The 11,388-nt window shown below is 31.8% G+C and carries 12 protein-coding genes; 4 read left to right on the plus strand and 8 right to left on the minus strand.

From position 1 onward, the window contains the following. A partial coding sequence (locus tag B3J26_RS13355) for a hypothetical protein (RefSeq protein WP_291074808.1) occupies nucleotides 1–541 on the minus strand: 541 nt, incomplete at its 3' end. A gap of 66 nt (nucleotides 542–607) precedes the next feature. On the opposite strand from B3J26_RS13355, the gene B3J26_RS13360 reads away from it, so the two are divergent. Next, nucleotides 608–2,254, plus strand: a complete 1,647-nt coding sequence (locus B3J26_RS13360; protein WP_291074809.1) for a dipeptidyl-peptidase 3 family protein — start codon at nucleotides 608–610, stop codon at nucleotides 2,252–2,254. A gap of 62 nt (nucleotides 2,255–2,316) precedes the next feature. On the opposite strand, the gene B3J26_RS13365 is transcribed toward B3J26_RS13360, so the two are convergent. The 4 genes from B3J26_RS13365 to B3J26_RS13380 all read right to left on the minus strand — a co-directional run bounded on the left by B3J26_RS13365 (nucleotide 2,317) and on the right by B3J26_RS13380 (nucleotide 6,824). Continuing rightward, nucleotides 2,317–2,817, minus strand: coding sequence for a YqiA/YcfP family alpha/beta fold hydrolase (locus B3J26_RS13365; protein WP_291074810.1), 501 nt, complete (start codon nucleotides 2,815–2,817; stop codon nucleotides 2,317–2,319). 12 nt (nucleotides 2,818–2,829) lie between these two features. Continuing rightward, nucleotides 2,830–3,270, minus strand: coding sequence for a hypothetical protein (locus B3J26_RS13370; protein ID WP_280061687.1), 441 nt, complete (start codon nucleotides 3,268–3,270; stop codon nucleotides 2,830–2,832). 81 nt (nucleotides 3,271–3,351) lie between these two features. Further along, the gene (gene secA, locus B3J26_RS13375) at nucleotides 3,352–6,474 is read right to left on the minus strand and encodes a preprotein translocase subunit SecA (RefSeq protein WP_291074811.1); all 3,123 of its coding nucleotides are present in this window, start codon (nucleotides 6,472–6,474) and stop codon (nucleotides 3,352–3,354) included. A gap of 128 nt (nucleotides 6,475–6,602) precedes the next feature. After that, a complete protein-coding gene (locus B3J26_RS13380; protein ID WP_019976296.1) occupies nucleotides 6,603–6,824 on the minus strand; it encodes a DUF2795 domain-containing protein in 222 nt (73 codons plus the stop codon). A gap of 170 nt (nucleotides 6,825–6,994) precedes the next feature. Between B3J26_RS13380 and B3J26_RS13385 the strand changes: the two genes are divergently transcribed. Next, nucleotides 6,995–7,936, plus strand: a complete 942-nt coding sequence (locus tag B3J26_RS13385) for an NAD(P)H-dependent flavin oxidoreductase (RefSeq protein ID WP_291074812.1) — start codon at nucleotides 6,995–6,997, stop codon at nucleotides 7,934–7,936. A gap of 61 nt (nucleotides 7,937–7,997) precedes the next feature. Next, nucleotides 7,998–8,765, plus strand: a complete 768-nt coding sequence (locus B3J26_RS13390; protein WP_180904780.1) for a GH12 family glycosyl hydrolase domain-containing protein — start codon at nucleotides 7,998–8,000, stop codon at nucleotides 8,763–8,765. Between the two features lie 34 nt (nucleotides 8,766–8,799). On the opposite strand, the gene B3J26_RS13395 is transcribed toward B3J26_RS13390, so the two are convergent. The 3 genes from B3J26_RS13395 to B3J26_RS13405 all read right to left on the minus strand — a co-directional run bounded on the left by B3J26_RS13395 (nucleotide 8,800) and on the right by B3J26_RS13405 (nucleotide 10,716). Then, nucleotides 8,800–9,699, minus strand: coding sequence for an MBL fold metallo-hydrolase (locus B3J26_RS13395; protein WP_280045372.1), 900 nt, complete (start codon nucleotides 9,697–9,699; stop codon nucleotides 8,800–8,802). Between the two features lies 1 nt (nucleotide 9,700). Next, a complete protein-coding gene (locus tag B3J26_RS13400; protein WP_280045371.1) occupies nucleotides 9,701–10,156 on the minus strand; it encodes a hypothetical protein in 456 nt (151 codons plus the stop codon). Between the two features lie 74 nt (nucleotides 10,157–10,230). Continuing rightward, entirely contained in the window at nucleotides 10,231–10,716 is a 486-nt protein-coding gene (locus tag B3J26_RS13405) for a TlpA family protein disulfide reductase (protein ID WP_280045370.1), read from the minus strand. Nucleotides 10,717–10,833: 117 nt separating this feature from the next. Between B3J26_RS13405 and B3J26_RS13410 the strand changes: the two genes are divergently transcribed. After that, nucleotides 10,834–11,301 (plus strand): DUF4268 domain-containing protein, encoded by a 468-nt coding sequence (locus B3J26_RS13410; RefSeq protein ID WP_291074813.1) that lies wholly within the window; start codon nucleotides 10,834–10,836, stop codon nucleotides 11,299–11,301. Nucleotides 11,302–11,388 lie beyond the last annotated feature (87 nt).

Below are 11,388 nucleotides of genomic sequence, written 5' to 3' on the forward strand. Positions count from 1 at the left end.
TTAAACTTCTCCCCAACTTTTGTCCCTGATCCTCTATAGGTATATAATTTTCATCAAAAAATTCAGAACTATTATGAAAAACAAAATTATAATTAAGTTCCTTTAAATTAATTTTAAATGTATTAGCAAAATAATCTACCGTATCTCTTTCAAATTTATTTGAATGAAAAGAATTTATTACTTTATCTTTTCCATAAATAGAAAGTAGGTTTTCAACTTTCAATGAATCTCTTGTACTACAATCAGCGCCAAGTGAACAATTAAAATTATCATCTAAAACTTTTAATGATTTAGAATAATTATTTTCAGATCTATAAATCATCGACTCTAATAACTTTGCTTGAGCTAAACCTTCTGCATAAGCATTTCCACAAGATCCAAAATTAGCTTTATCAACTTTTTTTAATAAAGCCAACGCTTTCACGTTATTCTTTTGTTCAATTTGATCTTTAACTTGATTTAGTAAACTAAACCCATTCAATCTAGATTGACATGAAAACAATAAACCAATTAATGTAAATATGAATAAAAATTTAGCCATACATTTCAAATATTAATATCAATAAATTTAAACATTTTTCTCCTTAAATTTACCAAAACATTCAAAATGAAAAAATCATCAATATTCTTGGGATTGATTGCTTTTGCTGGAGTTTTAAGCTCTTGTTCAACTCAAAAAGCGGTAAAAGAATCAACTCAAACCTCAACTGATATGACAAAAGAATATGCATATCAATCATACGCAAAGGTTCCGTTAACAACAGATATATCACATTTGACACAAAACGAAAAAGAAATTTTACGTTTGATGTTCAAAACAGCTGATATTATGGATGATTTATTTTGGCAACAAGCTTATGGCGCTAAAATAGATTTGATGGACGAAACGAAAGGTGAAGCCAAAGAATATGCAAAAATAAATTATGGTCCTTGGGATAGATTGAATAACGAAGCGCCTTTTATAAACGGTATTTGTGCAAAACCTGCTGGTGCAACTTTCTATCCTATTGATATGACGAAAGAGGAATTTGAACAAGCGAATATCAAAGATGGTAAATCGCCCTACTCTATTATTCGTCGTAATCGCGAAGGAAAATTATATTCGATTCCGTATAACGAAAATTTCAAAAATCAATTATCAAAAGCTGCTGGATATTTGACAAAAGCTTCTGAATTAGCAGAAGATACTGGACTTAAAAATTATTTAAAATTACGTGCTGCAGCTTTGGTGAGCGATGATTTCTATGCAAGTGATTTGGCTTGGATGGATATGAAAAATGCAAATATTGACATGGTGGTTGGTCCGATTGAAAATTATGAAGATCAATTATTTGGATATAAAACTTCCTATTCTGCATATATTTTAGTAAAAGATATCGAATGGTCGAAAAAATTGGCAAAATTTGTTCAATATTTACCAGAATTACAGAAGAATTTACCTGTTTCTGCAAACTACAAAAAAGAAGTTCCTGGAACTGATTCGGATCTTAATGCCTATGATGTTGTGTATTATGCGGGAGATTGCAATGCGGCAGGAAAAACAATTGCGATTAATTTACCAAATGATGAAAAAGTTCAATTGGAAAAAGGAACACGTCGTTTGCAATTAAAAAATGCTATGAAAGCGAAGTTTGATAAAATTCTTGCGCCTATTGCAACTGCTTTGATTGATGAAAGCCAACAGAAAAACATCAAATTTGACGCATTCTTTTCTAATGTTATGTTTCACGAAGTGGCGCATGGTTTAGGAATCAAAAATACGGTGAATGGAAAAGGTTCAGTTCGTGATGCTTTAAAAGAAGCTAATTCAGCTTTAGAAGAAGGAAAAGCTGATATTCTTGGTTTGTATATGGTCAATCAATTATTGAAAAAAGGTGAATTGACAGGAACACAAGAAGATTATTTTGTGACTTTCTTGGCTGGAATTTTACGTTCAGTTCGTTTTGGAGCGAGTTCTGCTCACGGACAAGCGAATATGATTGCGTTCAACTATTTTGCTGAAAATGGTGCTTTCGAAAAAACTCCAAATGGTCGTTACAAAGTAAATGTTGCTAAAATGGAAAAAGCAATGAATGGTTTATCAGAATTAATTTTGACACTTCAAGGAAATGGAGATTATGATGGTGTAAAAAAATTATATGCTGATAAAGGAATTATTCACGACGATTTACAAAAAGATTTAGATGTCTTGAAAACGAAAAATATTCCAGTTGATGTTGTTTTCGAACAAGGTCCTAAAATGTTAGGATTGTAAAATACTTTAAATCTATAAAATTAAAAGCCACTTATAAAGTGGCTTTTTTTATTCTATAATTGTTATTTCTTCAACTCCAAGAAAGCATCAAAACCTTTTTCGAATTCTTCTAATGTGATTAAATGTGTCATTTCAGCATCGAAAATTTGTTCGATATTTCCGTTTTGTTTTTGAAGATTTTCTACAAATTCAATCTGAAATTTTGGTTCGATCACATCATCTTTTAAACCTGTAAAAATTAAATTTGATTGTGTTGGAATTCCTTTTAATAATTGTTCTGGCAAAAATGGCTTTAAACGTTCTACCGCAATTACAGCAGGATTAAACATCAAAACTGGAACATTTAATAATAATCCCAAATAATAACTTATCATTCCGCCTAAACTTGTTCCTGCAATAAATTCGATTGGTTCTTTTGTAAAATGCTCTACCAAATCTTGAATCAAAGTTGGTGCATTATCGTAATCAATTGTTGGTGCGTAACATTCTCCCAAAGAGTCTAAATATTCTCTCTTTTCATCTGTTACAAAACCTTGGTAGCCGTGTAAGTATGCAAATTTCATTTGTTTAAAATTTTATTTTTTTATTAATTTTTGTTGAATCAAAGGAAATTCATCTTCAATTCTTTTGTTGTCTTGGATATTATCATAATCATTATCACCGTATTCAAGTCCAACATTAATAAAACTAATTAGTATTGCTTTTTCATCATTTGTTAAATTATTTATAGTTTTTAAAAACTCATCTTCTCCAATCATATAAATAATTTGCGTTAATACATAACCTAAATCATAAGCACTTTCTCCTTCGACAGTATTAGATAACACTATAAAATCTCTAAAAGCATCTGATTCCATTCTAAAAGCTGAGTCAATAATTCCTTTTAACTTCCAAGACATTAAATCAGATCTATTGTTAATTGAATACGGAATTACTACTTTTCTATATTCTTTAACAGTACAACTTATTGTAAAAATAAGAATGCTTATAAATGTTATAGCTATATTCTTAATCATAAATTAGAATTAAAAAGTAAAAGTACTAAAAAACCCTTTCCGAAAATTTCAGAAAGGGTTAAAGTTATATAAAAAAATCTTTTAGTTTACTGTCTCAGTTTCCTCTACAGATTCTTCTTTTTGAGTATTTGGTAATTCTCCTTTGAACAAGAACGAAATAATTTCTTTATTCACTGTATCTAACATTCTTTGGAAAATATGGAAAGACTCTTGTTTGTAAACAACCAACGGATCTTTTTGTTCGTAAACCGCATTTTGAGACGTTTTACGTAAGTCATCAACATCACGTAAATGCTCTTTCCAGTTATCATCAATCAAACTTAATACAACTGATTTTTCGAAATCTTTTATTAAAGTTTTACCTTGAGATTCGTATGCTTCTTTCAAATCACAAACAACTGTCATTTGACGAATTCCGTCTGTAAATGGTACTTGAATACGAGAGAACATATGTCCTTGATTCTCGAAAACATTCGAAATTACTGGGAAAGCTGTTTCTGCAACATATTTCATACGTGCTTTGTAATCTTCAATTGCTGCGTCGTACGTAATATTTGTTAAATCTTTGATTGATTTAGATCTAAATTCATCTTCTGTAACAGGAGTTCCCATTGTAAAGAATTTAATTAAATCTAATTCATATTGATCAAAATCTTCGAAATCTTTGTTAGATTTTACAACAGAAGCCGCAACATCATAAATCATATTTGCAATATCAACTTCCAAACGATCTCCGAACAATGCATTGTGACGACGTTTGTAAATTACTTCACGTTGTTTATTCATTACATCATCATACTCTAACAAACGTTTACGAATACCGAAGTTATTTTCTTCTACTTTTTTCTGTGCACGCTCGATAGATTTTGTAATCATAGAATGTTCAATCACATCACCATCTTTGTGTCCCATACGGTCCATTAATTTTGCAATTCTTTCTGAACCGAATAAACGCATTAATGAATCTTCTAATGAAACGAAGAATTGAGATGATCCTGGATCTCCTTGACGACCAGCACGACCACGTAACTGACGGTCTACACGACGAGAATCGTGACGTTCAGTACCAATAATTGCTAAACCTCCAGATTCTTTTACTTCTTTCGTTAATTTAATATCGGTACCACGACCAGCCATATTCGTTGCAATTGTTACAGCTCCTGGTTTACCAGCTTCTGTTACAATATCAGCCTCGCTTTTGTGTAATTTTGCATTTAAAACATTGTGATTAATTCCACGTAATTTTAATGCTTTTGATAATAACTCAGAAATCTCAACATTAGTTGTTCCAACTAAAACTGGACGTTTGTCATCTTGAGATAAACGAACAATTTCCTCGATTACTGCTTTATATTTTTCACGATTTGTTTTGAAAACAATATCGTTTTTATCGTTACGTAAAATTGGGCGGTTTGTTGGAATAGAAACAACATCTAATTTGTAAATTTCCCAGAACTCACCTGCCTCAGTTTCCGCTGTACCAGTCATACCTCCTAACTTATTGTACATACGGAAATAGTTTTGTAATGTAATTGTCGCAAACGTTTGTGTCGCTGCTTCAATTTTTACATTCTCTTTCGCTTCAATTGCTTGGTGCAATCCATCCGAATAACGACGACCATCCATAATACGACCTGTCGATTCGTCAACGATTTTTACTTCACCTTCAACCACAACATACTCGATATCTTTTTCGAATAATGTATATGCTTTTAACAATTGGCTTAAAGTATGGATACGCTCAGATTTGATTGAGAAATCACGGAAAAATTCTTCTTTCATTTGAAGAATTTCTTCTTTAGTTTTTCCTGAATTTTCAATTGCTCCAATATTTGTCGAAACATCTGGTAAAATGAAGAAATTCTCATCTTCCATTCCTTTAGACAAATACTCGATTCCTTTATCTGTTAAATCTGATTGATTTTGTTTTTCATCAATAACAAAGTATAAATGCTCGTCAACTTTTGGCATTTCACGGTTATTATCCTGAATAAAATGCGCTTCTGTTTTTTGTAATTGAGCACGAATACCATCTTGAGATAAGAATTTGATTAATGGTTTGTATTTTGGTAAACCACGGTAAACTTGGTATAATTTGAAACCACCTTCTTTTAAATCTCCTTGTTTGAATAATGTTTTTGCTTCGTTTAATGTTTTTCCTAACATCTCACGTTGCATTTGATATAAACGATCAATTTTTGGTCTTAATACATCAAATTCGTGACGATCTCCTTGTGGAACTGGACCAGAAATAATCAATGGTGTACGAGCATCATCAATTAAAACTGAATCGACCTCATCGACAATCGCAAAATTTAATTCACGTTGTACCAAAGCATCTGGTGTATTTGCCATATTGTCACGTAAATAGTCGAAACCAAATTCGTTATTTGTTCCATAAACAATATCAGATGCATACGCATCGCGACGACCTGGAGAGTTTGGTTGGTGATTATCGATACAATCTACTGATAAACCATGGAAAGAGAAAATTGGACGCATCCACGCCATATCTCGTTTTGCCAAATAATCATTCACCGTTACTAAGTGAACTCCACGACCAGTTAATGCATTTAAGTAAATTGGTAAAGTTGCAACCAACGTTTTACCTTCCCCTGTTTGCATCTCCGCAATACGACCTAAGTGTAAAGCCGTACCACCAATAAACTGAACATCGTAATGAGACATATCCCATGTTACTTGACGACCAGCTGCATCCCAAGAGTTTTTCCAGATTGCAGTGTTATCATCTTTAAGAGAAACGAAATCGTGTCCACGATTTACCAAAACTTTATCAAACTCAGAAGCTGTCACTTCTAACGTTTCGTTTTCAGTAAAACGTTTACCTGTTTCACGCATTACAGCGAAAGCTTCTGGTAAGATTTCTAATAAAATCTTCTCCTCTATTTCGTAAGCTTCTTTATTGATTTTATCAATTTTAGCATATAAATCTTCTTTTACACCAAAATCTTCTGTTTCTTCAACTTGTTTTTTTAACTCTTCAATTTGAGCTTTAAGATCTTTTGTAGCTTCAACTAATTGAGCTTTAAATCCATCTGTTTTTCCTCTTAATTCATCAATTGTTAATGAACTAAGCTTTTGACCAGCTTCATTCGCTAAGTCAACATATTTTCGTAATTCTTTTACATCTTTGGCATTCTTATCACCTAAGAAACCTTGTAAAATTTTGTTTAAAATATTCATATTTTTCTGCGTTCTTCGTCAAAATTAGCCACAATATATTTGAGACTAATTAAGATGCAAATATACGTTAACTATGTTTGTTATAGATTATAGAATCGAAAAAAGCCCCAATTTGGGCTTTTTTATTTTTAATATTCGTCCTCGTTCCAAAGGAAATCGTCGTCCGTTGGGTAGTCAGCCCAAATTTCTTCAATGCTTTCGTAAGAATCTCCTTCATCCTCAATAGATTGTAAGTTTTCTACAACTTCCAAAGGTGCACCAGTACGAATTGCGTAATCAATTAATTCATCTTTTGTTGCTGGCCAAGGTGCATCACTTAAATAAGATGCTAATTCTAAAGTCCAATACATAGCTTATATTTTTTATTATTAGTAGAGACAATTAAACTCTAATTTATTTTCTAAAATTTGATTTTTTGCAAATCAAATAATCTGCCAAAGTCAAACTGTCAGTATTTATGTTAAAATTAAATTTTTTCGTTCTCTATATTTATTTAATTTTATGCCTAAATATAACGAAAATGGACACGAATATAACAAAATTATTTGCAATAAAATATCCAATTATTCAAGGTGGTATGATTTGGAATAGTGGTTGGCGATTAGCGTCAGCTGTAAGTAATGCTGGAGGACTAGGTTTAATAGGTGCTGGAAGCATGTATCCTGATGTTTTACGCGAGCATATAAAGAAGTGTAAAGCTGCTACAAATCATCATTTTGGCGTTAATGTTCCAATGCTTTATCCGAATATTGAAGAAATTATGCAGATTATTGTGGAGGAAGATGTAAAAGTTGTTTTTACTTCTGCTGGAAATCCAAAAACGTGGACAGAAACTTTAAAAAAAGAAGGAATAACTGTTGCGCATGTTGTCAGTAGTGCCAAATTTGCACAAAAATCACAAGATGCAGGTGTCGATGCTGTCGTGGCAGAAGGTTTTGAAGCTGGTGGACATAATGGCAGAGAAGAAACGACTACACTTTGTCTTATTCCGAATGTGAAACGTCAAATCAATATTCCGTTAATTGCTGCTGGAGGAATTGGAACAGGTTCTCAAATTTTAGCTGCATTTGCGTTAGGTGCAGATGGAGTACAAATTGGTTCTCGTTTTGCCGCAACGCAAGAATCGTCTGCGAATCAAGCTTTCAAAGATGTGATTGTAAATGCACAAGAAGGCGATACGCAACTTACATTGAAAGAATTAGCGCCTGTTCGATTGATTAAAAATGATTTTTATAATCAAGTTCAAGAAAAATATCAACAAGGTACAACCGCAGAAGAATTGAAAGAGCTTTTAGGTAGAGGTCGTTCTAAGAAAGGAATGTTTGAAGGTGATTTGGTGAATGGAGAATTAGAAATTGGTCAAGTTTCGTCATTAATCGATTCTATTCCGACAGTTGCAGAAGTTTTTGACGATTTATTAGTAGATTATCAAACTGCAAAAGATAAATTAATTCGATTATAATCATCACAATTTTATATTTTTACAAGGATGCAAAAGCATCCTTTTTTAATTAGCATAAATGATGAAACAACTTTTAAATATTGTATTTTTCTCTTTTTCGATTATTAGTTTTGGTCAACAATCTGATCAAGAAAAGTCAGAAAATGGAGCAACCATAAAATGGCAGAAATATGAAATTAACAACAATAAATGGGGCGAACACAAAATAAAAAAAGGTGTATATTCACAAACAATTTTCACAACCGACACAGCGGCTGGTTGGAAATGGCAAACACCTGGCAAGAAATATGGCGTGGTGGGTTATCCTGAAATTTGGTTTGGAGAAAGTGCTTGGTTTAATTTAGCTGACATCAAAACTGATAATTATTTCAAGAATATAAATGAGGTAAAAACTTTTGAAGTTGAGTATAAAACGAAGTTAAAAGTTAATGACAAAAAATATAATTTAGCTTTTGATTTTTGGTTACACAATTCGCCAAAAGTCGCTCTACAAACCATCGGAATTGAAGTGATGATTTGCGAAGATTATAATAAATTCAAGCCATTTGGTAAAAAAGTTGGAAATATTTTTACAACATTTGGACAATATGATATTTACAGAGGTCATATCATCAAAAAAGATTTGAATACAAGCTGGGATTATATTGCTTTTGTGCGAAAAGAAAAACGAACTTCGGGAAAAGTAAATGTGATGGAGTTTATAAATGAGATGAATAAACGAGATTATATTGGACAAAACATCTATTTATCTTCGTTTGAATTCGGAACTGAAATTTTAAATTCTACTGGAAATATTTTGGTTGAACAATATGAATTAAAAATAGAATAAAAAAAGCTGTCAAAATTTTTGACAGCTTTTCGTTTTATAATCTTCCTTGTTCTTTTAATTTCCAATAACGCATTAGTCCATTAACAGACATCCAGGATGGATTGGCGTATTCATACACTTGAATTTGATCTTCTGTCAAACCTAAATCTTTATAGTTTTTTGTGACATGATCAACAAAAACTGGGACAATTTCTTCGGTCGGAATTTGATCATCATACATTGGTTTGATATAATTTGACCAATCATTCAACGATTTTTCTAATTGATCAAAATGATTTTCTAAATCTTCGTGATAACCATAATGCGTCGGATAAATTCCTTTTGCATTAATTTTTCTCAATTTAGCAATCGATTCTTTCCACAATTCGATATTAATATCTGGCGGCGGACAAGGTGGCACAACAGGTCCGTTTTCTATCTTCACTCCTGCTACATCACCTGTAAAAATAACATCATCTAACACATAAGCATTGTGATGAACAGCATGTCCAGGAGTATAAACAGTCTGAAAAACCGCATCACCAAACTCCACACTTTGTCCATCTGCCAAACCAACCAAATATTCTTCGTCAATTGGTTTCATTTCTCCCCACAAACGATCCATATCATCACCATAAATCATTTTTGCAGATTCCCACAATTTCTCAGGATTTTTCAGATGTGGTAAACCAATCGGATTTAAGAAAATTGTTGCGCCATGTTCTGTAAATTTCCATGCAGCACCAGCATGATCAAAATGAATATGTGTAATTAATATGTTTTCGATATCGATTACTCGCCAACCTAACGCTTCAATACCAGCTTTCAAATTCTCAAAAGTTGAATATGGTCCTGGATCAACCAAAATTGGTCCTTGTTCTGTTTCGATTAAATAAGTTGCGATTGCTTCGTTTTCATTCTGAAAATTAAGATCGATTGTATGTATTTTTGGCATGTTATAATATTTCTTCTATGGTATAATTGATTCCGTTAAATTCTAATTTATCTCCAGCTCGTTTTCCTACTAAAGCATCAAAAATAGGCGCTTGTGTACTAATTCCAACAAACTTTTTATTTTCCCATTCAAAATCTTTGAAAGATAAACCAATTACAAAATTCACTTTATCTGTAAACACAACATTTCCTTCTGTAATTTCGTCAATCAATTCAGGTTTTAACGCTTTGAAATTTTCTAAATCTTCGGTTGCTTGATTGATACGAATTCGTAAACTTCTCGCCGCATCTGTCGATTGACTTTGTTGTGCAAAATCATCTAACTCTAAGCTTGATTCTTCGTCCAAATCTGCACCTTCTGCATAAATTTGTTCAGATTCTTTTAACGCATCAATTTCATTTTGTTTCAATTGAATTAAATGTTGAATAACATCTTTTCTAATATGTTTTTTATTCATTTTTGTAGTTTTATGTTAGTATAAACTTACAAAAAATAAAAAACTCCTAAAAGTATTTTTAGGAGTTTTATCGTTTAATTAAGATATTCGGTAATGTAATCTTCTAATTCAAATTTTGTCATGACTTGATCATGGAAAACCTTTTTCTCGCCTTTATTATAAATGATTGTTACAGGAATATTTCCTGCCCATTTCGGATCAAATGACGGAATCCATTCATTCATTCGTTTTGTATCATCCAACAAAACAACTTCTGCATTTATCTTATTGTCAAGCATAAACTTCTTCACTTTATCGATAATTTTTGGTCGATCCAACGAAACCAACAACATCTTGAAATTTGGATTGTCTTTATATTTTTCATTAATTTCCATAAACGCCGGAATCTCCTCTACACAAGGCGCACACCATGTTGCCCAAAAATTAACCACCACAACTTGATCTTTATAATTTGCTATTTTTTCGTGCAAAGCTTCGTATTTTACCGTTTCTACAGATTGTGCATTTACAGTAGAAAAAGCCAAAATTCCCATTAAACCAAGGAAACAAAATAGTTTCATATTTATTTTTTAAAAATATTTATTCAAATGTAATAGAACAAGAATCAATCCAAGCTATTTTTCTCGAAATTTTGTTGAATAGAATATTAAACCGATTTTTGTAAAAAAATAATCAATTTGTTTTCAAAAGAAGATGCTTATCGCATAAAAAAGGATTTTTGGATTTCGTATGGAACGTATATGAAATTGCAGATGAATGCCGAAGGAACGCGTATTAATTGGATAAATTACAAAACGGATGTAAAAGGTGTTTATTTCAGAACGGATGTCGAACGCAAGTTTGCAGAGGTTTCTATTGAGATTTCGCACCCAGATCCGTCCGTTCAACTGATGATTTATGAACAGTTTGAGGAATATGAAAATGTTTTGGAAAGTTATCTTGGCGAAAAATGGATTTGGACAAAAGAAGATTATGACAAAGATGGAAAAATGATTTCCACCATAAAAATGCGTCTAGAAAACATTAGTATTTTTAGAGAGACTGATTGGCCACAGATTATTCCGTTCCTAAAAGATCGAATGATTAATTTGGACGAATTTTGGTGCGATCACAAAGATAGTTTTGAGATTTTTAAAGAATTATAAAGCAAAAGAAGCTCAATATTGAGCTTCTTTTTTATTTGACACTATCTAAAATTTTGTGTAAATACATTTCAGATGGGTTTGACTATT

The organism is Empedobacter sp. UBA5987, from assembly GCF_002429865.1.
In the GTDB taxonomy this organism is placed as follows: domain Bacteria; phylum Bacteroidota; class Bacteroidia; order Flavobacteriales; family Weeksellaceae; genus Empedobacter; species Empedobacter falsenii_B.

Bases quoted from the DNA above. Each gene is read 5' to 3' on its own strand.
- B3J26_RS13360 (WP_291074809.1), top strand. From the start codon at position 608: ATGAAAAAATCATCAATATTCTTGGGATTGATTGCTTTTGCTGGAGTT.
- B3J26_RS13365 (WP_291074810.1), bottom strand. From the start codon at position 2,817: ATGAAATTTGCATACTTACACGGCTACCAAGGTTTTGTAACAGATGAA.
- B3J26_RS13370 (WP_280061687.1), bottom strand. From the start codon at position 3,270: ATGATTAAGAATATAGCTATAACATTTATAAGCATTCTTATTTTTACA.
- secA (WP_291074811.1), bottom strand. From the start codon at position 6,474: ATGAATATTTTAAACAAAATTTTACAAGGTTTCTTAGGTGATAAGAAT.
- B3J26_RS13380 (WP_019976296.1), bottom strand. From the start codon at position 6,824: ATGTATTGGACTTTAGAATTAGCATCTTATTTAAGTGATGCACCTTGG.
- B3J26_RS13385 (WP_291074812.1), top strand. From the start codon at position 6,995: ATGGACACGAATATAACAAAATTATTTGCAATAAAATATCCAATTATT.
- B3J26_RS13390 (WP_180904780.1), top strand. From the start codon at position 7,998: ATGAAACAACTTTTAAATATTGTATTTTTCTCTTTTTCGATTATTAGT.
- B3J26_RS13395 (WP_280045372.1), bottom strand. From the start codon at position 9,699: ATGCCAAAAATACATACAATCGATCTTAATTTTCAGAATGAAAACGAA.
- B3J26_RS13400 (WP_280045371.1), bottom strand. From the start codon at position 10,156: ATGAATAAAAAACATATTAGAAAAGATGTTATTCAACATTTAATTCAA.
- B3J26_RS13405 (WP_280045370.1), bottom strand. From the start codon at position 10,716: ATGAAACTATTTTGTTTCCTTGGTTTAATGGGAATTTTGGCTTTTTCT.